The organism is Proteiniphilum saccharofermentans (genome assembly GCF_900095135.1).
In the GTDB taxonomy this organism is placed as follows: Bacteria; Bacteroidota; Bacteroidia; order Bacteroidales; family Dysgonomonadaceae; genus Proteiniphilum; species Proteiniphilum saccharofermentans.
Genome location: NZ_LT605205.1, coordinates 4,078,208 through 4,100,958 on the forward strand (window position 1 = coordinate 4,078,208; position 22,751 = coordinate 4,100,958).

Sequence of the window (22,751 nt, forward strand, 5' to 3'; positions counted from 1 at the left end):
AGCACGAATTATTTAAATCTCGCGTTGTATTTTTCGAGCAGGATATCAGGGTGGTAAGAGAGCTTGGCCTGTCGGAGATTCTCTATCCCCATATCCTCTTCCCTGTTCACATAAAGAAACTGAGATGCCTCGTTTTCTACAAACTGCTGGTTGATGATGGTATAGGCACCATGAATGGCGGTAAACGCTTTTTCCACATGCACCACGATAGTATCTTCGGTAAGTGGTTCGCCTATAGTGAAAGCGGCAATCTCGTTATCCACACAAATCAACCCACCTTTCAAACCAAAGTATTCAAAATTATCAAGCATCAGGGTAGTGGCATAATCATCATAAATCAGCGAGGGGTCTTTCTCCTCCTTATTCATTTCCATCCACTTGTCGAGCATATTCTTACACTCTTCCACCAATGCCGGGTTGCCGGTTAGAGAATGGTATTTCCAGACATTCTCCCGTTTGAACCGGTTGATATGATTTCGTTTACTCTGCAGTTTCTTGCCTTTCAAATGAATCAGTTTTTCGGTCGTATAGATATAGTCAGAGACCGACCTGTTGAGTTTGTAGTCGAACTGACCGGGCATCACTGCCTCAATCTCGCCGATCATCTCTTCTGTCAACCCTCTCATCTGAAAAGGGGTGCTGTATGACGAATGATCTTCCAGGATGAGATCAATAGCCTCTTTCAGGTTGCCTCTCCCTACCGGTTTAAGATAGGAATTCCGGACATTATTATCTTTAAACCTGATAAACAACCAATCGCACGTTATCGCAAATTGCGTATCGAATTTTTTTCCCCAGCAATACAAATTGGTAAAACAAAGGTCTGAAGCCCTATAGTTTTGATGCCGCAGATAGGAATTGATGATATCTTTGTCTTTTAATTCAAGCGATTTAAATGTCAGCATAAGGACATACTTTTCTTTTTCCTGTTACTTTGGGTGAACAACCGATCGACTGAAAAGTTTAAAAAGGAATCTGTTGAAAAGGAACTACAGTTCTTAAAAAGGCTTGAACCCGACTATCTCCCTTACACCTTCAATGGTTTTCCGGGCACTTTCCCTTGCTCTCTCCGCACCCTCAAGGGTTACTTTACGCAGGTAAGCATCATCTTTTTCAATCTCCTGGATCCGCTCACGGATGGGAGTTGTAACTTTAATAATATCTTCGGCCAGTTGCTTTTTCAGGTCACCGTAACGGATGGCACAGGTATTCCATTGCATTTCATAATGCTGCACCACTTCGGGGGTAGAGACCACACGAAGGAGGATAAAAAGATTCTCAATATAATCTGGTTTCACGGAATTGGGTTCGGTCGGCCCTGAGTCAGTAAGCGCCCTTTTCACCTTTTTCTCTATCTCTTTCGGGCTTTCACCCAGGTAGATGGCATTACCTTCCGATTTCCCCATCTTTCCACTACCGTCCAGTCCGGGTATCTTCACCAGTTCTTCCCCAAAATTATAGGCCACCGGCTCCTTGAAGTATTCCACTCCATAGAAATGATTAAAGCGGCGGGCAAAGCGGCGCGTCATTTCGAGATGCTGCTCCTGGTCTTTTCCCACAGGCACTTTGTCGGCACGATGGATAAGGATATCGGCAGCCATCAGCGTAGGATAGGTAAGCAATCCCGCGTTCACGTTCTCAGGTTGTTTTCGTGCTTTTTCCTTGAATGAAGAGGTTTTGGAGAGTTCTCCCAGATAAGCATGCATATTGAGGTAAAGATATAGTTCTACTGTTTCAGGCAGGTCGCTCTGCACATAGATCACCGACTTCTCGGGGTCAATCCCCGCAGCCAGGTAATCCACCAATACGTTCTTCACATTCTCATGAAGCATCTTCGGGTCGGGATGCGTGGTGAGGGAGTGTATGTCGGCAATAAAGAAATAACACCTGTTTTCCTCCTGCATCCTGATGAAGTTGCGTAAAGCACCGTAATAGTTTCCTAAATGTAATTTTCCGGTAGAGCGAATACCACTTAATACTATATCCATAATCCGTTACAATTCTTTTTTAAAAGTACAAAGATAACCCTTTTTTTCCAAACCGAGAATCAATCTCGACGGTCACAATTATATGATTACAAAGAAATCATCCGGCTGTCAACATTCTTTCCGATCCGGCAAACGATCTGTTGAATATAAGTGCGATAGCCTCTGCCATTGGGTTCTCCAATCGTATCAACTTCACCCGTGCATTCAACAAAGTGACCGGCCTCTCACCAAAACAATCCAAAAAACAGAGGAGGACTGCAAAAAAGACAGATACCCTGCACCCACACTGAGAAGACAGCATCACAGCAGAATTTGGGAAGTCATCATCCAATCCAATTAAAGAAAAACTTCCTCAAATAGTTCTGGGTAAACAGATAAAAAGTTGTACTTTTGCAGTGCTGAACAGAATATCTTATTTCGGTAACAGTAAAAGCGGGACATAAAAAAATTAATACATCAAAATAATTTAAAAAAGAGAACTTTATGAGTTGGTTAATCAAATCATCTATCGGGCGGAAATTTGTCCAAAGTATTTCCGGCCTCTTTCTGATTCTGTTCCTGTTATTCCACATGTCGATGAATCTGGTACTGCTCTTCAACTATGAGACGTACGACTTTCTCGCCAATGAAATCCTTGGTGCGAACTGGTGGGCTATTGTCGGGACGGGAGTTATCGCGGCAGGTTTCGTGATCCACATTATCTGGGGGATTATCCTCACGATACAGAACCGGAAAGCTCGCGGGAAAGAAAGGTATGAGTCTTCGAGCAAGACCAAGACCACCTGGTCATCGCAGAACATGTTCGTCCTAGGACTGTTTTTACTGCTGTTCCTAATCGCACATCTTTTTCAATTCTGGTATCAGATGCAGTTCAAGGAACTATTCATGATTGAAGGGGCACGGCATGACAGCGCCCAGTTGGTGGCAGAAGTATTCTCCAACATTTGGGTTGTAATTTTTTATGAACTAGCTTTCATTGCTCTCTGGTTCCATCTGATGCACGGTTTCTGGAGCGCACTTCATTCTGCTGGAGTAAACAACGGCGTATGGATGAAACGCCTCAAAGTGCTAGGGAATGTAATTTCAACCATTATCTGTCTGGGATTTTTTATTGTACCCATAGCAATATACCTCGGATACTCTAACCTATTAGGATAACTAAAAGCAATTGAATATTATGAACAAGATAAATTCCAAAATCCCCGAAGGACCTCTCGCCGAGAAATGGACCAATTACAAAAACCATCAAAAGTTGGTGAACCCGGCCAATAAACGCCGCCTCGATATCATTGTGGTAGGTACCGGTCTGGCCGGCGCATCGGCAGCCGCCTCATTAGGTGAGATGGGGTTCAATGTACTGAATTTCTGCATCCAGGATTCTCCCCGCCGTGCACACTCTATCGCAGCGCAGGGAGGCATCAATGCAGCCAAGAACTATCCGAACGACGGTGACTCCGTCTACCGTCTGTTTTATGATACGATCAAGGGGGGTGACTACCGTGCACGCGAAGCCAACGTGCACCGCCTGGCAGAAGTATCAAATAGCATTATCGACCAGTGTGTGGCACAGGGTGTTCCTTTTGCACGCGAATACGGAGGTTTGCTCGACAACCGTTCATTCGGGGGTGCACAGGTATCCCGTACTTTCTACGCCCGCGGACAGACGGGACAGCAGCTCCTTTTGGGCGCATACTCAGCCTTGAGCCGTGCCATACACAAAAAACAGGTGAAACTCTATACCCGTTACGAGATGGTCGACCTGGTCATCATCGACGGCAGGGCAAGAGGTATTATCGCCCGCAACTTAGTCACAGGTAAATTAGAGCGTTTTGCCGCCCATGCCGTAGTTATTGGTACAGGAGGATATGGAAATACTTTCTTCCTGTCTACCAATGCGATGACCTCCAACGGTTCAGCTGCATGGCAGTGCTACAAAAGGGGTGCATACTTTGCCAATCCCTGTATGGCACAAATTCACCCGACTTGCATTCCGGTACACGGGGAATTCCAGTCGAAGCTGACCCTTATGTCGGAGTCGTTACGTAACGACGGGCGTATCTGGGTACCGAAAAAACTGGAAGATGCAAAAGCTATCCGTGAGGGAAAACTGAAACCGACCGATATCAAGGAAGAAGACCGCGACTACTATCTGGAGCGCCGTTACCCGGCATTCGGGAACCTTGTTCCACGTGACGTGGCATCCCGTGCCGCCAAAGAACGTTGCGACGCAGGTTATGGTGTAGGTAATACCGGTCTGGCTGTTTACCTCGACTTTGCCGAAGCGATCAACCGCCTGGGCAAGGATGTGGTGGAAGCCCGTTACGGCAACCTCTTCCAGATGTATGAAAAGATCGTGGATGATAATCCTTATGAGACGCCCATGATGATTTATCCCGCCATCCACTACACCATGGGAGGTATCTGGGTAGATTATGAATTGATGACCAGCATTCCCGGATTGTTTGCCATCGGTGAAGCCAACTTCTCCGATCACGGTGCCAACCGTCTGGGAGCATCTGCACTGATGCAGGGATTGGCCGACGGCTACTTCGTACTTCCCTACACCATACAAAACTATTTGGCCGACCAGATCAACGTGCCGCGCTTCAAGACCGACGCACCTGAATTTGAGAAGGTCGAAAAAGAGATCAACGAGAGGATCGACCGTCTGATGAATATCAAAGGGAAACACTCTGTTGACCATATCCACAAGGAGTTGGGCCATATCATGTGGGACTTCGTAGGTATGGGCCGCGACGCGGAAGGATTGAAGACAGCGATCGAAAAACTGAAAAAGGTGAAAAAGGATTTCTGGACCAACTTACGCATTCCCGGCAACAAAGATACGCTCAACGTGGAACTCGAAAAGGCGTTGCGCCTGGCTGACTTTATCGAGATCGGCGAGCTGATGGCACACGATGCACTCGACCGCGAAGAGTCCTGCGGAGGACATTTCCGCCTGGAGCATCAAACGCCCGAAGGTGAAGCTTTACGCCACGACGATCAGTTCTCTTATGTTTCCTGCTGGGAATACCAGGGAGAAGACAAAGATCCGGTGATGTACAAGGAACCGCTTAATTATGAGTTTGTGGTTCGCCAGCAAAGGAATTACAAATCTTAGACTGTTGATGAATAACGGGTAAACTTTAAAACAACAAAACGATCATGGATAAAGATATCAACATAAAAGTAAAAGTTTGGCGCCAGAACGGACCGAAAGACAAAGGGCACTTCGAAACTTACCCATTGGAAAATATCTCACAGGGAAGCTCATTCCTGGAGATGCTCGATATCCTGAATGAACAACTGATCAATGAAGGTAAAGAGCCGGTGGTTTTCGACCACGATTGCCGCGAAGGTATCTGCGGTATGTGTAGCCTATATATCAATGGACATCCGCATGGCCCAGACCAAGGGATCACTACCTGCCAGCTCCATATGCGCCGCTTTAACGATGGCGACACCATCACTGTAGAGCCTTGGCGCTCTGCCGGTTTCCCCATTATCAAAGACCTTATGGTAGACCGTTCGGCTTTCGATAAGATCATCCAGGCAGGTGGTTATGTATCGGTCAATACCGGTGGTGTGCCTGATGCCAATGCGATCCCTATCCCACGCGACGACGCAGAAATGGCAATGGATGCCGCGGCATGTATCGGTTGCGGTGCTTGTGTTGCAGCCTGCAAGAACGGTTCGGCCATGCTTTTCGTATCTGCCAAAGTAAGCCAGTTCGCTTTACTGCCGCAAGGACGTGTGGAAAGGAAACAACGTGCCAAAGCTATGGTGGCCAAGATGGACGAACTAGGCTTCGGAAACTGCACCAACACCGGTGCTTGTGAAGTAGAATGTCCGAAGAACATCTCTATCACCAACATCGCACGGTTGAACCGCGAGTTCCTGAGAGCAAAGTTTGCGGATTGACGTTAGAACTTAGAAATAAGAAGTGATTTTAATATGCCAATCCCGATAAATCGGGACAAGGAGTGATAATTCATAACTTATAATTTATAACTGCAAAAAAGCGTTTTCTCCTGTAGTAAAGGGAGTTAAACGCTTTTTCACATATACAACCGCATCTCATTCATAGGAACTGTTATTTCATTTTATGGTTTATTTAACAACCTATCGCTAATCTTTTTTGTTTTACCAATATCATATGTGTACATTTGCCTTCTAATTGGACAAACTAACACAATGTTTTACTAAACAGACTAGATATGAAAACAAAAACATTATTCTTAAGTGCACTGGCCGCTTTCCTCCTAATAGGAGCAACAGCCAACGCACAATTACGCTTCGGGTTAAGGGGTGAAGTAGGCCTCAACAAACCATCTTTTTCGGAAGAAGTATTCGAAGTGGAGAACCTGAATTCATTCAAGATAGGGCCTACGGCTGAATTTATGCTGCCGGTGGTGAACCTTGGAGTGGAAGGAGCCATCTTGTACAGCAACGACCGGATGAACGTAAAAGACGTTTCAGAAGAGGGAGCCCAAAGCATAGTACAGAAAGTATCCAACCACTATCTGGATGTACCGGTGAACCTGAAATACAAGATAGGGTTCCTTCTTCCCGTAAAAGCCTATCTGGCGGGTGGTCCCTATGCGCGTTTCCTGATTGCAAGTGATGATTTCACGTGGGAGACGATAAAAGGCGAAGTGGAGGCGAAAAGCTTTGAAGCGGGAGTTAACCTCGGATTAGGCGCCGAACTATTCAGCCGGTTGGCGGTAGGGGTGAACTACGGGATACGAATGACCGACAACTATTCGGTGGACAAACCGGAATGGACCGACGCGTTCAACGGGAAAAAAGGCACCTGGTCACTGACGGCAGCTGTATACTTTTAATGCATGTATGCTGATGTAATATTGCCACTTCCGCTTTCCGGCCTGTTCACATACGCCATTCCGGCGGAAATGCAACACAAGATCGGGAGAGGATTCAGGGTAACCGTACCCTTCGGAAGGCGAAAATATTACACAGCCATCGTCACAAAAATACACCGGCAATCGCCTGAAAATTTCACCGTCAAGGAGATCCAGTCCCTTCTCGATTCGACCCCTGTTGTAACCGAACAACAGTTGGAATTGTGGGAATGGATCTCTTTTTATTATCTCTCCGCACAAGGAGATGTGTTCAAAGCAGCACTTCCCTCCCCGATGATGCCGGCCGACCTACAACCCGGCTTCATCCCGAAAAGTGAAACACATCTACGGATCAATCCTACACTGGATGATATTGCTATTAGCGCATCCATTGGAAAGGCGCGCAAACAGCAGTTACTGCTGGACGAAATTATGTGGTTTCTCACCGAAACCGGTAGGGAAAGTATCAGCAAGAGAGAGGTAAAAGAGCTGACCGGCTACTCCCCGGCAGTACTGAACGGACTACTCCGGAAAGAGATACTACACCTTTTTTCCGTAGGGAGAAGCCGCCTCCACCCAAAAACAGCACCGACCCGTACCCCCTACCCTCTGAGCGAAGAACAACAGAAAGCATTAGACACTATTCAAAGCAGTTTTTCCGATAAACAGACTGTCCTTTTACACGGAGCCACTTCCAGCGGAAAAACAGAAATCTATATCCATCTTATCCATCAACTTCTTACCGAAGGCAAACAGATACTTTACCTCCTGCCGGAAATCGCCCTGACCACACAACTCACCCAACGGCTGCAGGCTGTTTTCGGTGATAAAATAGGTATTTACCACTCCGGGATTGACGACCAGGAGCGGACAGAAATCTGGCAAAAGATGTTGTCAGAGACACCCTATGAAATTATATTGGGTGTACGTTCCTCCCTTTTCCTTCCGTTCCGGCGGTTAGGGTTGGTGATTGTGGATGAAGAACATGAAACCAGCTACAAGCAACAGGAGCCTTCACCCCGTTATCATGCACGCGATACGGCCATCATGCTGGCACATATGTCAGGTGCAAAAACATTGTTGGGATCGGCAACTCCTGCCATTGAGTCCTATTACAATGCCCAAACAGGTAAATATGGACTGGTGACCCTGAATAAGCGCTTCGGCAATATAGAGGCACCCCTGGTCAGCCTGCAAAATACTAAAGATCTGCGTCGTCGGAAGAAAATGAAGAACTTACTTGCCCCTGTATTGATGGACGAGATCAATAAGGCGCTGGAAAACGGGGAACAAGCCATCCTTTTCCGTAACCGTCGCGGTTTTGCTCCAATGGTTGAATGTAAATCATGTGCCTGGACACCGAAATGCAACCACTGTGATGTCACTCTTACCTACCACAAGAAAGCTAACAGCCTGATATGCCACTATTGCAATACCTCCTACCCTTTGCCATCCGGATGCCCTTCATGCCACGAAGGAGAGTTGAAATCGCTCGGAACCGGTACTGAACGGCTCGAAGAGGAGGTAGCACAACTCTTTCCCGACGCAGTAGTGGCCCGAATGGACAGTGATACTACACGCGGCAAGGATTCATTCGAGCGTATCATCAACGATTTTCAGGAGAACCGGATTCAGATACTGGTCGGCACACAGATGATCTCAAAAGGGTTGGATTTCGGGAATGTGCGTGTGGTAGGTATTGTTGCAACAGACTCGATGTTGAACTACCCTGATTTCCGTTCACACGAGCGCGGTTTCCAGTTGATTACCCAAGCGGCAGGTAGGGCAGGACGAAGAGACAAGCAGGGAGTGGTCATTATCCAGACTGTCGACCCCCAACAACCGATTTACAGGTTTATCATCCGTAACGATTACGAAAGTTTTTATCAGTCCCAAATCACAGAGAGGAAACTGTTTAAATATCCTCCATTCACCCGTCTGATCTCCATTACCCTAAAACATAAGGATGAGCGGAAAGTGGAATCCGGAGCAGCATTTATTTGTCAACAACTAAGACAATCACTCGGGAACAGAGTGTTAGGTCCCAACAAACCTATAATCAGCCGTATTCAACAACAACATATTCGTGAAGTCCTACTGAAAATCGACCATCACTTCTCTCCCTCCCAAGTAAGGGAATTGATCAAAACAGCAGAATCCCGCCTCAAGGGGAATGGCGATCTCAAACAAATACTTCTATATTATAATGTGGACTGGGTGTAAAAACGCAAAAAACCGGTACTCAATACAGAATACCGGTTTTTATTAGTTTTTCGTCCCGTTAGTACGGGATATTATTTCATTTCAATTTCTTCTTTCAGATCTATTTCGTTTCCTTCTTTGTCATAAAATTCATATTGCAGGAACCCGAGCTTCTGGTCGGGGATAATTTTCATACCTACATTGAATTTTTTTCTCCATTTGTACTTCAACGAAAAGAGACCCTGCTGAACATAAGCTGCAACATAGGGATGTATATGCAGACTGAATTTCTTCACTTTTAGCTTGGTCGCTAGATAATCGATCTTTCCTTCCAATGTGTCTGTGAAAAGAATCGACGACTTTATCTTTCCTTTACCAAAGCAGGTGGGGCAAACCTCGCTTGTGGCAACTTCCATTTCGGGGCGGACACGCTGACGCGTAATCTGCATTAATCCGAATTTGCTCAATGGCAGGATATTATGCTTGGCCCTGTCTTTAGCCATCAACTCCTGCATCTTGGCGAGCAACTTATTACGATGCTCCCCTTTATTCATGTCAATAAAGTCGATGACGATAATACCTCCCATATCCCGCAAACGCAACTGGCGGGCAATCTCTTCGGCGGCAGCCACATTTACTTCGTAAGCACTCTCTTCCTGACCGAGTTTTGATTTGTTACGGTTTCCGCTATTCACATCAATCACATGCAATGCTTCGGTATGCTCAATAATGAGATAAGCACCGTTTTTAAACGTAACAGTTTTTCCAAAGAGCGATTTAATCTGTTTGGTAATGCCGAAGTTATCTAAAATGGGGAGTGCTCCTTTATATTCCTTGACCACATTCTTACGGTCGGGGGCAATCACACTCACATAATCGGCAATCTGCCGGGCTACTTCCTGGTCATTGACATGGATCTGCTCGAAAGAGGGACTAAAAATATCGCGTAACAGTGCTACTGTACGTCCCGTTTCCTCATAAATCAAAGAGGGGGCCTTGGCTTTCTGTATCTTGCCGATATTATCTTCCCATCTCTTTAGCAGCACCTTGAGTTCCGCATCGAGGTCGGCTACCCGTTTACCTTCAGCATTGGTGCGTATGATCACTCCGAAATTTTTCGGTTTGATACTCTGCATCAACTGTCTCAGCCGGGCACGCTCCTCGCGCGATTTAATCTTTTGTGATACCGATACCCTGTTGATAAATGGTATTAACACCATAAATCGTCCTGCGAAGGAGATTTCGGCCGTCAATCTCGGACCCTTCGTTGAAATAGGTTCTTTGGCTACTTGCACTAATATTTCCTGCCCTACTTTCAATATATCCGCGATTGACCCTTCTTTCTCGATCTCGGGCTGCAGCTTCATCTTCTGGAGCTGCGGTATCTTCTTTTTGTCTTCAACCTGTTTCTGAAAATAGAGAACAGAGTTGAATTCAACCCCTAAATCCAAGTAGTGAAGAAAAGCGTCCTTTTTATGTCCCACATTCACAAATGCAGCGTTGAGGGCGGGCATCAGTTTCTTAACTTTGCCCAAGTAGATGTTTCCAACCGCAAATGAACCATCCTGGCTCTCCTGTTGCAATTCTACCAGTTTCTTGTCTTCGAGAACCGCGATGGTAATTTCTTTGGATTGAACATCCACAACAAGTTCGCTTGTCACAATTGTTCGTTTTATAAATTAATTTTCAATACTTTAGGCTTCTGTCGTCACAACAGAAAGGAGGCTCTCGCCAGAACCTTCACCCTGTTTTATACACAAAGAACAAACTTAATAGCCAATTGGTTCTTTTAAGTTTGTTCCTCTATTAGTGAGTAAAAAAAGTAAGACGGCTATTTCTTCTTCTTATGCCTATTCTTTCTAAGTCTTTTTTTACGTTTGTGTACAGACATTTTATGCCTTTTTCTTTTTTTTCCGCTTGGCATATGCTTTTTCTCCTATTTTTATTATATGTTATTTATCACCTTTTACCTGGCCTACAAAAGTTTTGGCAGGCTTAAAAGCGGGGATATTATGTTCGGGGATGATGATAGTTGTATTTTTGGAAATGTTACGAGCTGTTTTTTGTGCTCTTTTTTTCACAATGAAACTTCCGAAACCTCTGAGGTATACGTTTTCGTTATTTGCCAAAGAGTCTTTTACCACTTCCATGAAAGACTCCACTGTTGCCAATACCGATGCCTTATCTACGCCGGTCTTTTTCGCAATTTCATTTACAATGTCTGCTTTAGTCATTTTATCTATATTTTAATATTAATAATAATACCTTGGGGTAATTGAATAGTAAAATTTTGGATTGCAAATATATAGCTTTTTTTTCAACACGAAAAATAAATGCATGGAATTTTTCCGAATTTCCTCAGATTTGTGATTTAATATCTAAAAAATTCAAGATTAAAATCAACTTTCCCTCTATCCCTCTTTCTATTTTCAATTCTTCACCTCCAATCATCCCGTTTCCCAGCCAGCTACTTTCCCCAATCCCCCCAGTCACCCCCAGGCACTTAACCACCCAGGTACTCAGGTACCTTCCCATTATCCACCTTTTTCCACCTTTCCACTTTTTTCATTAGCTTTGCCGGAACAAAGAAGAACAGAACGGAGAAGAAATGAAAGAGAAGAACAGGAACTCATTGATTACATCGCTTTTACTGAGCTGGTACGAAAAAGAAGGACGTGATCTACCGTGGCGGGAAACTACTGACCCATATAAAATATGGATCTCGGAAATAATTTTACAACAAACAAGGGTCGTACAGGGAAGGGATTACTATTTTCGGTTCATCGAGCGATTCCCTACTGTGGAATCACTGGCTGCCGCCAAAGAAGATGAAGTATTGAAACTATGGCAAGGTCTGGGTTATTATACCCGTGCCCGCAATGTACATGCCGCAGCAAAACAGGTGAAGAGCATCTTTAACGGTGTATTTCCTTCGACTTACTCTAATATCATTTCACTGAGAGGTGTAGGTGAATACACAGCGGCGGCTGTTGCATCGATTGCATTCAACGAGCCTTATGCCGTAGTGGACGGTAACGTATTCCGGGTAATTGCCCGTCTATTCGGCATTTCATTGTCGATACATAGCTCGGAAGGAAAAAAAGTGATCAGAGAGATTGCCCAGTCACTGCTTGACACACAAGATCCCGGAAGATATAATCAGGCAGTGATGGACTTCGGAGCTTTGATCTGTACCCCTGCCCAGCCCAAATGCATAGCTTGTGTACTTCAGGATTACTGCACCGCTTTTGCTGGGAACCGGGTGGGTGAACTTCCGGTGAATGATCGGAAAATCTCCATCAGGAACCGGTATTTCCACTACTTCCATATATTACACAACGGCAGCACGTTTCTGCAAAAACGTAACGGTTCGGATATCTGGAAAAACCTGTTCGAATTCCCTTTGATTGAAACAACTTTGCCATCCGATTTTACAGAATTGGAAAAGAGAGAACCCTTCAGGAAGCTCTTCGCCGGGATATCCACTTTTTCAGTCGACCACCGGCTGGCAATCAAACATCAACTTACCCACCAGGCCATACACACTCACTTTTACCGGATAATTATTCCCGATGAGATTCCATTCAATCCTCCCAAGGAGATATTTAGAATTGATGATGAACAACTTTTGGAATATCCGGTATCAAGATTAACCCACAAATATCTCGAGACAATTTAAATTAATCAGTTAAGCAATATGAGTTGAACTTTATCATTGTGAGAATTAAAAATGGAGGAGTAAAGGTGACTTAAAATGACTATTTTAATGAATATTTATTGTTGCTAATTACAAATAAATGCTTAATTTTGTTTTTACAGTGATAGCTATTCTAAACCCAAAAATTTTTAAATTATGTCGGTAAACAAAGTAATCTTAGTAGGGAATGTGGGAAGAGACCCGGAAATGAAGTATTTTGACAATGATGTTGCTAAAGCGAACTTCTCGCTGGCAACCAGCGAAAGAGGTTACACAACTTCTGGCGGCACGCAGGTGCCTGAACGTACGGAATGGCATAACATTGTATGTTGGAGAGGATTGGCGCAAGTTGCTGAAAAATTTGTAAAGAAAGGTACATTGGTGTATGTGGAAGGAAAAATCCGCTCCCGTTCATACGATGACCAGAATGGGGTGAAAAGGTACATTACCGAAATTGTGGCAGATAATCTGGAACTTCTGGGCCGCAGGGGAGGTAGTGACGAGGGATTTGGAAATAGGGAAAATGAAAATGAACAAAATCACGCCGCTTCGTCGGGCAGTGCCCTTAGCGACGAGCAGGACGAAATCTCAGACGCAGATGATTTGCCATTTTAAATAAAACATTGTAATTTTGCGGGAGAATGTTTTATCGCTTCCCTTCTGGAAATCAAGCGCTAAAACATTCTCTCTTTGTTTCACTAAAAAATTGCCACTTGGACCCTGACCCTTTATCGTTATTAAACGTATACCTGACGGCAAGCCTGCATGCATTGCCCGATTATATCATTGCGGTACTGCTTCTCCTGCTTATTATCTCAAATGCAATTGCTTCAGGTGCTGAAGTAGCTTTTACTACACTGGAAAAGAAATTTGCCGACGACCTCCACACGTCTGAAGAACCAAAAAATATCCGCATTTCAAACCTACTCAAAAAACCGGAAAAATTATTGGCATCCCTTGTGGTTGCCCAGTTATTCCTGCAAGTCTCCATCACCGCGCTGCTCATTTGGCTGCTGAGCCGTCCGACCCTTTTCGGAGGGAACAGCATTGATCTCTCTGTAGCGGGAATAATTGTCATTATCTCTCTTATTCTTTTATTTAGCAATATCCTTCCCAAGCTCTATGCTTCTCAATATCCCCTCCGTTTCGTAGAAAACAATATCCTATTTATCAGATTAATAAATGCACTGGCAAGCCCCTTCTCTTCGTTGCTCGCAAAAAATGCCGCCGCCTTTAACCGTACTCCATCGCAACGGCAGCATGAGATCTCGGCAAATGACCTATCCAAGGCGCTTGAAATCAGGTCTAACGAGATTACGCATGAACAGGAAAAAGAGATGTTAGAGGGAATTATCCGTTTCAAGGATAAACTGGTAGATGATGTATTAGTCTCCAGAAGCGATATAGTGGCTATTGAGTTACAAAAACCTTTTACAGAACTGATTGATTTTATCGTAGATGCCGGTTTTTCACGTATTCCTGTATTTGAGGAAAATGCTGATAATATTAAAGGAATCCTCTATGTAAAAGATCTACTACCGCACTTGGGGAAAACACCCTCTTTTAAATGGCAAACGTTGATCCGACCGGCTTATTTTGTGCCGAGGACAAAACGTATCGACGACCTGCTGGAAGAGTTCCGCACCCAGAAGATCCATATGGCTATCGTAGTGGATGAATATGGAGGCACGTCGGGATTGGTCACGATGGAAGATATCCTTGAGGAAATTGTCGGCGATATCAGTGATGAATATGATGAGGAACTGCCTTTTTACACTATTGAAGCAGATGGCTCTTATATTTTCGAAGGAAAAACCCAGTTAGAGGATTTTATCAAGATCACCCAATTACCGGCAAAAGATTTCGAGGAGATGTCGGAAGAGGTGGACACCCTTGCCGGGTTACTGTTGGAATTGAAAGGCGATTTTCCGAAACGGAAAGAGAGTTTCATTTACAAAAAGCATACTTTCCAGGCAGAAGACCTGAGCAAGAAACGGATTACCAAAGTGCGTTACATCCCTCCAACAGTAAATAATGAGGAATAAATGCTGATCAGAAGAGAACATACCGATAACGGAGGATTGTTGGGGATTTGGAAGATGGATGAATCTCGTGCAGAACTTTTACAACTTCTTCCGGAACATATGAGATCCGACGCGGTTGAACATATAAAGACCATTCGTTCCGAAAGACGCACCACCGAATGGCTCTCCACCCGTATCCTGTTGTTCATGCTGTTAAACGAGGAAAAAACCATTCTTAACCATCCGGACGGTAAACCTTATTTGGAAGACGGGACCCACCATATCAGCATATCCCACACAAAAGATTATGCGGCCATTTATCTACATAAGACCCATCTAATAGGAATTGATATCGAGATCCGGTCGGAACGGGTCAGAAAGGTAGCCGACAAATTTATCGGGGATACTGAGTACATAGATCCTTCACAGAAAACAGTACATCAACTATTGCATTGGTCTGCCAAAGAGAGTATGTTCAAGCTGATGGAAGAGAATGAGATCCATTTCAAGCACCATCTCCATATCCAGCCGTTCACTCCCGTATCCAAAGGAATTATAACAGCCACGGAAACCAAAACCGACCTTAACCGTACTTTCAATATACACTATGAAGTACATCCCGACTATGTGCTTACATGGGTCGCAGGATGACTTCAAGATTCAAGATTCAAAATTCAAGATTGAAGATTTCAGATTTCAGATTTAGAAGTTCTTCACTTTTCACTTTTAATTTTTCACTCTTAACCGGTAATTACCAAAAACGCCCCGAAAAAACTTCCGGAGCGCTCTATTTATTAAATCGCAAAAATATATCTTACACGTTCAACGATACACGTTTGAATGTAGTAACAGATAACTCTTTATCGCTTTCTTTCAGAAACTGTTCAATGGTCTTCTTGGAGTCTTTCACATATTCCTGTTGAAGAAGAGTCGATTCCTTGTAGAACTTCTGCAATGCTCCTTCCGCAATCCTGTCGAGCAGGTTTTCCGGTTTACCGGCTTCGCGTGCTTTGTCTCGTGCAATTCCCAACTCCTTTTCCTTCACTTCGGCAGGAATACCTTCGGGTGTAACAGAAATCGGATTCATGGCAGCGACCTGCATTGCCACATCTTTCGCTACGTGCTCATCCACATCAGCCTTATTAAAACCGACGATGGTCGCCAGCTTGTTACCCATATGGATATAAGAGGTAACATAGGGAGCAGTAATGTATTCGTAGAAACCCAATTCCATTTTTTCACCTGTAGCCCCGATCTTATCGGTAATCAGTTGTGACACCGTACCGTTGGAAAGTTCCACTGCAAGCAGTTGTTCAAGACTCTCCGGTTTGTGGGCGATGGCCGCATCAAGTATCTGCTGTGTCAAAGCGATGAATTCTTCATTCTTTGCCACAAAGTCTGTTTCACACTGTAACGCCACTACCGCAGCGAAATCACCTTCTGTCTTTGCCAATACGCAACCTTCAGATGCTTCGCGATCTTCACGTTTTGCAGCTACAGCCTGTCCTTTTTTACGGATTATTTCCATGGCTCCATCGAAATCCCCGTTCGCTTCATTCAGTGCATTTTTGCAATCCATCATCCCCGCACCGGTCATTTTGCGTAGATGCTGGATATCCGCCATTGTTACTGCCATATTCTATATACTTATATTTTTGATTATAATCTTATTCGTCAACTTCTACATCCTTCGCAAACTTGCTCACTACGGCAGCTTTCATCGCTTCGGTATCTTCTTTCTTCACGCGCTCTTTCTTGGCTGCTTTCGATTTGCGTTCCCGGCGTTGCGGGGCGTCTTCGTCCTGCTCTTCGGCAGCGGCGGCATCTGCTTTTTCCACTTTACGCTCGTCCAGTCCTTCTTTAATGGATTCACAAAGGAAAGCAAGTATCAGGTCAACCGCTTTGGCGGCATCGTCGTTAGCGGGGATCACAAAATCAATATTGGAGGGATCTGAATTGGTATCGACAATACCAAATACAGGAATGCCGAGACGTTCAGCCTCTTTCACCGCAATCTGTTCTTTCATTACATCTACCACAAAAATTGCAGAAGGAAGACGGGTAAGATCCTGAATGGAACCCAGCATCTTCTCGAGCTTCGCACGTTGACGGGTAATTTGCAGTTTCTCACGTTTAGAGAGCGTATCGAACGTACCATCTTTGATCATCTTATCGATGCTACCCATTTTCTTCACTGCCTTGCGGATAGTGGGGAAGTTGGTAAGCATACCGCCCGGCCAACGTTCGATCACATAAGGCATATTCACGCTTTGCGCTTTCTCTTCAACCACAGGTTTCGCCTGCTTTTTAGTTGCGACAAAGAGTATTTTCTTACCTGCTTTGGCAATCTGTTTTAAAGCGGCAGCAGCTTCTTCTGCCTTAGCGATAGTTTTGTAGAGGTCAATAATATGGATTCCGTTACGCTCCATAAAGATATAAGGAGCCATTGCAGGATTCCATTTTCTTTTTAAGTGACCGAAATGCGCTCCGGCCTCAAGAAGTTGGTCAAATTCTAATTTTGCCATTTTTGTTTTTTAATTTATTCGTTTACATTCTTTTTCTAAACCGAATCGTAAGGTAAATTACCCCAATTCTCCATTGATGTCGGATAACGTCCTTACGATTTAGATACTAAACGTCATAACCGCCAAGCGGCTTTTATTGGCATACCCCGAAAAGATACCAACAACGGGAATCTTCCGGATCGTATGGCCAGAGTATTAACGCTTGGAGAACTGGAATCTTTTCCTGGCTTTGGGCTGTCCCGGTTTCTTTCTTTCCACCACTCGGGGGTCACGGGTCATGAAGCCTGCAGCTCTCAATGCGGGTTTATCTTCAGCATTGATTTTTACCAATGCGCGGGCAATACCTAATCTGGCTGCTTCCGATTGTCCTTTGTAACCACCGCCATCGAGGTTGATCCTGATGTCGTATTTATCAGCTACGTTCAGGGTGTTGAGCGGCTGTTTTACAATAAACTGAAGGATAGAAGAAGGGAAATAGTTCTCCAGATCGCGTTTATTGATCACAATCTTGCCGGTACCTTCTGTAACAAAAACACGGGCTACGGCTGCTTTGCGTCTTCCTATTGCATTTACTGCTTCCATATTATTTTAGCGTATTAATATCTAATTTTTTGGGTTTCTGGGCCTGGTGGGGATGTTCGTTTCCTGCATAAACATACATGTTCTTGATGATAGCATCGCCTAATTTATTTTTCGGCAGCATCCCTTTCACTACTTTTCTGAAAAGTCTGTCGGGACCTTTTGCCATCAAATCGGCAGGAGTATATTCGCGTTGTCCGCCGGGATAACCGGAATAACGCAAATAAATACGATCTGTCCATTTGTTACCCGAAAGCGCAACCTTGTCGGCATTCAGGATGATTACATTATCACCACAATCCACATGCGGGGTAAAGCTTGCCTTGTACTTTCCTCTCAGCAGTTTGGCTACTTTGGAACAGAGACGGCCCAACGGTTGCCCGGTGGCATCAATTTCAACCCATTCTTTCTGTGCCGTTTCCTTGTTTACAGAAATAGTTTTATAACTTAGTGTATCCACTTTTGTTGATTTTAATTAGTAAATTACTGTGAAGTCGATCCTCACCGCCCTTATTTTGCCCGGCTAAGGTGGGTTTGGCAAATAAAAAGCTCTGAATCAAACCTTTAATTGATAAAAACTAATAATCGGACTGCAAAGTTACAATAATTCAGAAAATTAGCAAACTATTCATACGATTATTTTATTGTTTTATTTCGATATATGGAACCTTTGATGACTAAAATAATTCCGGTCGCCTCCTTCGGCGATGCAGGTGTTTTTTCTGCATATCCTAAGTTCAACTTAGAAGTGCAACATCCACGTGTTGTTTTTTGAAATGATTCTTCACAACAATCATGAAAAACACCGCGGGGGTTTGCCTAACGGCCGGGGGCGCGCAAGCCCCCGAAGAGAGTCGGACAGCAACATAAAAGAAAAAGGAGACCGAAGTCTCCCTAAAATTAACTATTATGTTGCTTATGAAAAAATACAAACAGTTAACTTCAGAACAAAGGTACGCGATTTATTTAGGTTTAGAAAACGGTGACACCCAGCGGACGATCGCGAGCTTGATAGGTGTCAGTCCTTCAGCGGTGTCCAGGGAGTTGCAGCGCAACAAGGACAAGCGCGGGGGCTACTCGTGGCGACTGGCCCACGAGATGGCGATGGAGAGAAGGGAACGCCTGCCCGGCAACCGGGCCACCCCGGAATGGATCAAACAAAAGGTGATCCGGCTCGTGCGCAAGGACTGGTCGCCCGGGCAAATCAGCGGACACCTGAGAAAGAAGGAGAATATCCGGGTCTCCCACGAGACCATCTACAAGTGGATCCGGGAGGACAAGAAGGCCGGGGGCGACCTTTACAAGCATTGCCGTCACAGGCTCAAGCACCGCAAGAGACCGGTGGGCTCCGTTAGAGGCATCCCCAACCGCAGGAGCATCCGGGAAAGGCCCGTGGAGGCCGACGGGAAGCGCTTCGGCGACTTCGAGATGGACACGATGATAGGGGCCGACCAGTCGGAGGCGATACTGACGGTGACGGAAAGGAAGACGAACCTCGTGATGATCGGGGAACTGCCCCGCGGAAGGGACTCGAAAGGGTTGGCCAAGGTGCTGTGCCGCATGTTGCTACCCTACAAGGACGTGATAAGGACGATCACCACGGACAACGGCTTGGAGTTCGCGGCGCACGAACGGATCACGGAGATGCTGGAAGCCCCGGTGTACTTCACCGACCCCTATTCGGCATGGCAAAAAGGATCGATCGAAAACGCGAACAAGCTCATCCGGCAATACATCCCCAAGGGGGCGTCCTTCAAGGACTATCCACCCGACAGATTGAAGCGGATACAGCACAGGCTGAATGAAAGACCGAGGAAAAAATTGGACTTTAACACACCCAAAGTTGAGTTTTACAAACAATTAATGTAAATTGCACTTGCTGCTTGACTCTGCCTATACAACAAATCATCAAATTATTTTGCGTTTTGACAAAAATAGTGTATTTTTGTACCCGCAAATGAGGGCTCCGTAGCTTAACTGAATAGAGCATCTGACTACGGATCAGAAGGTTACAGGTTTGAATCCTGTCGGAGTCACGCTAACAATCAAACACTTATCGATGAATTTCGGTGAGTGTTTTTTTCTTTTGAGTAAACTATGGCTCACTCGTAAAAATGGGGCATAACGGGTCGGTTATGTGCTGGCATTTTATTCGGATTAATAGTATTTTTCAATTCCACCAAATCCTGTTATCTTTTTATTCTCTTTTGTTTTACTTACGAAATGGTTTAACCGCTTTGCTTGCAATCGCATCTGCTCCTGTTAGATAGAATTCATCTATTTCGTTTTTATTAATAAAGTCTGCGAACTCCTCACTGCTTAATGCGTTTCCTTTGTATTTTGTGAAAACTTTTTTTGATACTATTTTCAAATCCGAAGCACATAACGGTTGCGGTATGGCCAGTAACGGATTGCGGAGCGACGTTCCTATCAACCGAGACGTAAGATTGATGCGGATGATGAACTTCGCATACCCCTGAAACCCTGAATTAAAATCAGGTTTTATCTCATTAGGATGATACATTTTATCTTTTTATCTGTTCTGTTGGTTGTGTTTTTTTAATGCCCGCTAACAGTTTGCGGCTTTGCGTTCGGGCGGGGCTTTTACCACGAAACTTCCTTATGAAGCCGACACACCAAATTTAGCACAAATTTTCATGCGAAGCCGTTCCCTCCCCCCCCCGCCTGACGCAAAACCGCTATGGCACGTTGTTATATCATTCGTTTGTATGGTTCTTTTTCTATAATTGCTGATTTAATCTTGTCCCGCAGGTAATTTTTAAAGTCAATCTCTCCGTCAATTACTTTGACAAATTCTTCCAAGTCAAACATTACAAGCAACGCATTTTTTACCAATGCTTCTTTTGCAGCTGTCACACCTGACGGTGAGTATCCTGATGCTGAAATAAAAATTCCATGTGCATTTGCTCTATGATAAATTCTACCCAAATGAGAAAATATGTCATCGCTGTTGAATTTAGCACTGAACCTGCCATTTTGCCAAACTGCCTGTTACCGGCTAGGCTTCTTGGCTGTCCATTATGGTTCTATGCCTAAAATTAGTAGAGGAACTGGTGGGCTGTTTCGTCCTTGTCTCATTACGTTGTAAACTTCACCTTCGTAATACGCAACACCGCTACTCATTTGTGCTTGCATTTTCTTTGTCGGCAGAATTTCAATTCCTAAATTGATAACACCTCCAGAGTAAAATAACATATGTTTTACAAACAGGTCAAACGCAACAAAAGCATATTTACCGAATTGAACTTCAACAGCGATTTTGTCCTTCACAAAGTCTGTTTGGTTGTAGCTATAAATTGGTTCTTCCTCGCCATTAGCAATGAGAAATTCCTTTTGTTCTTTTGCAGACATAAGCACACTTTTTTCCATTAATTCTCGGTTGAGAGTAATGTAATAATTGTATCTGCTTTCTGCCCATTTTCTTTTATTGAACTCGGTATTAAAGGCTTCATTCAAGTCTATTGGAGACAAAAGGCTGTTTCCAATTTTCCTTTTTTCTTTGCTGATTTTCGTTCTGAATTGGTCAGCGTTAATACTTGCAATGACTTGCTTAATTTCTTTATAAAGGTCATTGTGATGAACGATAAGGTATTCTTCTCCGTTTAAGTGTGAATATTTTTGTGCTATTTTCATTAGTGTCCGTTTGTTCCGTTACCGTTTACAAATGTAAGTCCAGCCCATTCTTTTGGAATTTGAGCAACCTTATCTTTTCCTGTCGGCTTATGGATTGGTTTATTAATTGGTCTTATTTTCAATTTTCCTTCTTTTAGGTCTTCAATTCGTTTGTTGGCAATTTTGCAATATTCTTTTTCCTTTTCTATACCCATTCCGTTGCGGTTGTTTTTAATTGCACCAATTACTGTTGAGCCAACACCAGCAAAAGGGTCAAGAACCCAACTATCTTCATTTGTTAAGGCTAAAACACAACGCTCTACCAATTCAATTGGAAACTGACAAGGATGGTCTGTTTTTTCAGGGTGATTTGATTTTACATTTGGAATATCCCACATAGCCTTGTCCCAGTCTTGCTCGATTATTTCCCAAATGTCACTCGGATTTTTTCCAAGTGGATTTCCTGACGGTTGACCTTTTTTAGGACCTTTAAAATGCCTTTTACCAGGATACTTTGAAGGAACTCTTACATTGTCAAGGTTAAAAATGTAGTCGTCTGTTTTGCTAAACCAGAGTAAGGTTTCATAGCGTCCACTAAAACGGTTGCTTGCGTGTAGTCCGTGTCCGAAATGCCAAACTATGCGGTTACGAAGTTTAAGTCCGTGCTTTTTGAAAATCTGGTAGTAGAATATGTCAAGAGGAAAAATTTCACCTTTGTCAACGTAATTGCCAACTTGCCAACAAAGATTTCCCTTATCGGAAAGTGTCCTTACGAGTTCGGATATAATTTCTTCCTGTGTTTCGAGGTATTTTTCAATACTTGTCTTGGTCTCATATGATTTCCCCACATTGTAAGGTGGTGAAGTCAAAATGAGGTCAAATTTGCCGTCTTCAATTTTCTTGAGAACGGTCAAGCAGTCACTGTTTTTAATTGTATAATCGGTGTCTGGGCTTATGTAGTCAAATAATGGCTCTTTTACTCTCATTTTCTTCGTCCTAAGTTATTATGCAAAGTTACTATTTTATGTGTTAAGTCGTTCAAAATTGTCCCTAAATTATCAACGGTTTCGCTGTCGGTTCGGGTTTTATAGCCTTGCCGCTAACGTCTTAATTACGCAATATATACAACATGCGTAAACACGAAATTTAGAACATGTGTAAATGTAATTTTGCAATCTCCTTATTTTTTTGAATTAAACATCTATATATAAACTATATAGTTAATATCACACGTTCCTTCC

At 44.0% G+C, this 22,751-nt stretch carries 23 protein-coding genes, 1 tRNA gene and 1 pseudogene; 11 read left to right on the forward strand and 14 right to left on the reverse strand.

Going from position 1 to position 22,751, the window contains the following annotated elements:
- Nucleotides 1–8: 8 nt before the first annotated feature.
- Both PSM36_RS15885 and trpS read right to left on the reverse strand, forming a co-directional pair.
- Nucleotides 9–905 carry a DUF2156 domain-containing protein gene (locus tag PSM36_RS15885; protein ID WP_076931742.1) on the reverse strand — a complete coding sequence of 299 codons (897 nt, stop codon included), beginning with the start codon at nt 903–905 and terminating at the stop codon, nt 9–11.
- A 93-nt stretch (nt 906–998) separates the two neighbouring features.
- On the reverse strand, nt 999–1,988 hold the full coding sequence (trpS, locus tag PSM36_RS15890) for a tryptophan--tRNA ligase (protein ID WP_076931743.1): 990 nt from the start codon (nt 1,986–1,988) through the stop codon (nt 999–1,001).
- A 483-nt stretch (nt 1,989–2,471) separates the two neighbouring features.
- On the opposite strand from trpS, the gene PSM36_RS15900 reads away from it, so the two are divergent.
- The 5 genes from PSM36_RS15900 (at nt 2,472) to priA (ending at nt 9,073) form a co-directional block, all read left to right on the forward strand.
- Complete coding sequence (locus PSM36_RS15900; protein ID WP_076931744.1) at nt 2,472–3,146, forward strand: succinate dehydrogenase/fumarate reductase cytochrome b subunit; 675 nt, start codon at nt 2,472–2,474, stop codon at nt 3,144–3,146.
- A 19-nt stretch (nt 3,147–3,165) separates the two neighbouring features.
- Complete coding sequence (locus PSM36_RS15905) at nt 3,166–5,109, forward strand: fumarate reductase/succinate dehydrogenase flavoprotein subunit (RefSeq protein WP_076931745.1); 1,944 nt, start codon at nt 3,166–3,168, stop codon at nt 5,107–5,109.
- A 44-nt stretch (nt 5,110–5,153) separates the two neighbouring features.
- Nucleotides 5,154–5,909, forward strand: coding sequence for a succinate dehydrogenase/fumarate reductase iron-sulfur subunit (locus tag PSM36_RS15910; RefSeq protein ID WP_076931746.1), 756 nt, complete (start codon nt 5,154–5,156; stop codon nt 5,907–5,909).
- Between the two features lie 296 nt (nt 5,910–6,205).
- Nucleotides 6,206–6,832, forward strand: coding sequence for a porin family protein (locus tag PSM36_RS15915; RefSeq protein WP_076931747.1), 627 nt, complete (start codon nt 6,206–6,208; stop codon nt 6,830–6,832).
- 3 nt (nt 6,833–6,835) lie between these two features.
- Complete coding sequence (gene priA / locus PSM36_RS15920; protein WP_076931748.1) at nt 6,836–9,073, forward strand: replication restart helicase PriA; 2,238 nt, start codon at nt 6,836–6,838, stop codon at nt 9,071–9,073.
- Nucleotides 9,074–9,144: 71 nt separating this feature from the next.
- Here priA and PSM36_RS15925 read toward each other — a convergent pair whose 3' ends face one another.
- From PSM36_RS15925 to PSM36_RS17490, 3 genes are all read right to left on the reverse strand, one after another.
- The gene (locus PSM36_RS15925) at nt 9,145–10,713 is read right to left on the reverse strand and encodes an Rne/Rng family ribonuclease (RefSeq protein WP_076931749.1); all 1,569 of its coding nucleotides are present in this window, start codon (nt 10,711–10,713) and stop codon (nt 9,145–9,147) included.
- A 291-nt stretch (nt 10,714–11,004) separates the two neighbouring features.
- Nucleotides 11,005–11,286, reverse strand: coding sequence for an HU family DNA-binding protein (locus PSM36_RS15930; RefSeq protein WP_019538449.1), 282 nt, complete (start codon nt 11,284–11,286; stop codon nt 11,005–11,007).
- A gap of 124 nt (nt 11,287–11,410) precedes the next feature.
- Nucleotides 11,411–11,587, reverse strand: a complete 177-nt coding sequence (locus tag PSM36_RS17490) for a hypothetical protein (RefSeq protein WP_161947586.1) — start codon at nt 11,585–11,587, stop codon at nt 11,411–11,413.
- Between the two features lie 73 nt (nt 11,588–11,660).
- On the opposite strand from PSM36_RS17490, the gene mutY reads away from it, so the two are divergent.
- The 4 genes from mutY (at nt 11,661) to PSM36_RS15950 (ending at nt 15,424) form a co-directional block, all read left to right on the forward strand.
- On the forward strand, nt 11,661–12,731 hold the full coding sequence (mutY, locus tag PSM36_RS15935; RefSeq protein WP_076931750.1) for an A/G-specific adenine glycosylase: 1,071 nt from the start codon (nt 11,661–11,663) through the stop codon (nt 12,729–12,731).
- A 174-nt stretch (nt 12,732–12,905) separates the two neighbouring features.
- Entirely contained in the window at nt 12,906–13,364 is a 459-nt protein-coding gene (locus tag PSM36_RS15940) for a single-stranded DNA-binding protein (protein ID WP_076931751.1), read from the forward strand.
- A 98-nt stretch (nt 13,365–13,462) separates the two neighbouring features.
- The gene (gene gldE / locus PSM36_RS15945) at nt 13,463–14,794 is read left to right on the forward strand and encodes a gliding motility-associated protein GldE (protein ID WP_076931752.1); all 1,332 of its coding nucleotides are present in this window, start codon (nt 13,463–13,465) and stop codon (nt 14,792–14,794) included.
- A complete protein-coding gene (locus PSM36_RS15950; protein ID WP_076931753.1) occupies nt 14,795–15,424 on the forward strand; it encodes a 4'-phosphopantetheinyl transferase family protein in 630 nt (209 codons plus the stop codon). It abuts the gene before it with no gap.
- 163 nt (nt 15,425–15,587) lie between these two features.
- On the opposite strand, the gene tsf is transcribed toward PSM36_RS15950, so the two are convergent.
- The 4 genes from tsf to rplM all read right to left on the reverse strand — a co-directional run bounded on the left by tsf (nt 15,588) and on the right by rplM (nt 18,337).
- Nucleotides 15,588–16,409, reverse strand: coding sequence for a translation elongation factor Ts (tsf, locus tag PSM36_RS15955; protein ID WP_076931754.1), 822 nt, complete (start codon nt 16,407–16,409; stop codon nt 15,588–15,590).
- A gap of 31 nt (nt 16,410–16,440) precedes the next feature.
- The gene (gene rpsB / locus PSM36_RS15960) at nt 16,441–17,298 is read right to left on the reverse strand and encodes a 30S ribosomal protein S2 (RefSeq protein WP_076931755.1); all 858 of its coding nucleotides are present in this window, start codon (nt 17,296–17,298) and stop codon (nt 16,441–16,443) included.
- A 195-nt stretch (nt 17,299–17,493) separates the two neighbouring features.
- Nucleotides 17,494–17,880 carry a 30S ribosomal protein S9 gene (gene rpsI, locus PSM36_RS15965; protein ID WP_076931756.1) on the reverse strand — a complete coding sequence of 129 codons (387 nt, stop codon included), beginning with the start codon at nt 17,878–17,880 and terminating at the stop codon, nt 17,494–17,496.
- A 1-nt stretch (nt 17,881) separates the two neighbouring features.
- Nucleotides 17,882–18,337, reverse strand: coding sequence for a 50S ribosomal protein L13 (gene rplM, locus PSM36_RS15970; protein WP_019538441.1), 456 nt, complete (start codon nt 18,335–18,337; stop codon nt 17,882–17,884).
- Between the two features lie 458 nt (nt 18,338–18,795).
- Between rplM and PSM36_RS15975 the strand changes: the two genes are divergently transcribed.
- On the forward strand, nt 18,796–19,746 hold the full coding sequence (locus tag PSM36_RS15975) for an IS30 family transposase (protein WP_076931995.1): 951 nt from the start codon (nt 18,796–18,798) through the stop codon (nt 19,744–19,746).
- A gap of 93 nt (nt 19,747–19,839) precedes the next feature.
- Nucleotides 19,840–19,913: transfer RNA gene (locus PSM36_RS15980), tRNA-Arg, on the forward strand.
- 121 nt (nt 19,914–20,034) lie between these two features.
- Here PSM36_RS15980 and PSM36_RS17965 read toward each other — a convergent pair.
- The 5 genes and pseudogenes from PSM36_RS17965 to PSM36_RS16000 form a co-directional block, all read right to left on the reverse strand.
- Nucleotides 20,035–20,115 (reverse strand): annotated as a pseudogene (locus tag PSM36_RS17965) (YdeI/OmpD-associated family protein); the annotation flags it as partial.
- Entirely contained in the window at nt 20,090–20,401 is a 312-nt protein-coding gene (locus tag PSM36_RS17635; protein ID WP_197684906.1) for a hypothetical protein, read from the reverse strand. The gene PSM36_RS17635 and the pseudogene PSM36_RS17965, both read right to left, overlap by 26 nt.
- A gap of 188 nt (nt 20,402–20,589) precedes the next feature.
- Nucleotides 20,590–20,826 (reverse strand): hypothetical protein, encoded by a 237-nt coding sequence (locus tag PSM36_RS15990; RefSeq protein ID WP_197684907.1) that lies wholly within the window; start codon nt 20,824–20,826, stop codon nt 20,590–20,592.
- A gap of 90 nt (nt 20,827–20,916) precedes the next feature.
- Nucleotides 20,917–21,531 (reverse strand): BglII/BstYI family type II restriction endonuclease, encoded by a 615-nt coding sequence (locus PSM36_RS15995; RefSeq protein WP_076931757.1) that lies wholly within the window; start codon nt 21,529–21,531, stop codon nt 20,917–20,919.
- On the reverse strand, nt 21,531–22,496 hold the full coding sequence (locus PSM36_RS16000) for a DNA-methyltransferase (protein ID WP_076931758.1): 966 nt from the start codon (nt 22,494–22,496) through the stop codon (nt 21,531–21,533). The genes PSM36_RS15995 and PSM36_RS16000 overlap by 1 nt, the downstream gene beginning before the upstream one ends.
- Nucleotides 22,497–22,751 lie beyond the last annotated feature (255 nt).

Bases quoted from the DNA above. Each gene is read 5' to 3' on its own strand.
- PSM36_RS15885 (WP_076931742.1), bottom strand. From the start codon at position 905: ATGCTGACATTTAAATCGCTTGAATTAAAAGACAAAGATATCATCAAT.
- trpS (WP_076931743.1), bottom strand. From the start codon at position 1,988: ATGGATATAGTATTAAGTGGTATTCGCTCTACCGGAAAATTACATTTA.
- PSM36_RS15900 (WP_076931744.1), top strand. From the start codon at position 2,472: ATGAGTTGGTTAATCAAATCATCTATCGGGCGGAAATTTGTCCAAAGT.
- PSM36_RS15905 (WP_076931745.1), top strand. From the start codon at position 3,166: ATGAACAAGATAAATTCCAAAATCCCCGAAGGACCTCTCGCCGAGAAA.
- PSM36_RS15910 (WP_076931746.1), top strand. From the start codon at position 5,154: ATGGATAAAGATATCAACATAAAAGTAAAAGTTTGGCGCCAGAACGGA.
- PSM36_RS15915 (WP_076931747.1), top strand. From the start codon at position 6,206: ATGAAAACAAAAACATTATTCTTAAGTGCACTGGCCGCTTTCCTCCTA.
- priA (WP_076931748.1), top strand. From the start codon at position 6,836: ATGTATGCTGATGTAATATTGCCACTTCCGCTTTCCGGCCTGTTCACA.
- PSM36_RS15930 (WP_019538449.1), bottom strand. From the start codon at position 11,286: ATGACTAAAGCAGACATTGTAAATGAAATTGCGAAAAAGACCGGCGTA.
- PSM36_RS17490 (WP_161947586.1), bottom strand. From the start codon at position 11,587: ATGGGAAGGTACCTGAGTACCTGGGTGGTTAAGTGCCTGGGGGTGACT.
- mutY (WP_076931750.1), top strand. From the start codon at position 11,661: ATGAAAGAGAAGAACAGGAACTCATTGATTACATCGCTTTTACTGAGC.
- PSM36_RS15940 (WP_076931751.1), top strand. From the start codon at position 12,906: ATGTCGGTAAACAAAGTAATCTTAGTAGGGAATGTGGGAAGAGACCCG.
- PSM36_RS15950 (WP_076931753.1), top strand. From the start codon at position 14,795: ATGCTGATCAGAAGAGAACATACCGATAACGGAGGATTGTTGGGGATT.
- tsf (WP_076931754.1), bottom strand. From the start codon at position 16,409: ATGGCAGTAACAATGGCGGATATCCAGCATCTACGCAAAATGACCGGT.
- rpsB (WP_076931755.1), bottom strand. From the start codon at position 17,298: ATGGCAAAATTAGAATTTGACCAACTTCTTGAGGCCGGAGCGCATTTC.
- rpsI (WP_076931756.1), bottom strand. From the start codon at position 17,880: ATGGAAGCAGTAAATGCAATAGGAAGACGCAAAGCAGCCGTAGCCCGT.
- PSM36_RS15975 (WP_076931995.1), top strand. From the start codon at position 18,796: ATGAAAAAATACAAACAGTTAACTTCAGAACAAAGGTACGCGATTTAT.
- PSM36_RS17635 (WP_197684906.1), bottom strand. From the start codon at position 20,401: ATGTATCATCCTAATGAGATAAAACCTGATTTTAATTCAGGGTTTCAG.
- PSM36_RS15995 (WP_076931757.1), bottom strand. From the start codon at position 21,531: ATGAAAATAGCACAAAAATATTCACACTTAAACGGAGAAGAATACCTT.
- PSM36_RS16000 (WP_076931758.1), bottom strand. From the start codon at position 22,496: ATGAGAGTAAAAGAGCCATTATTTGACTACATAAGCCCAGACACCGAT.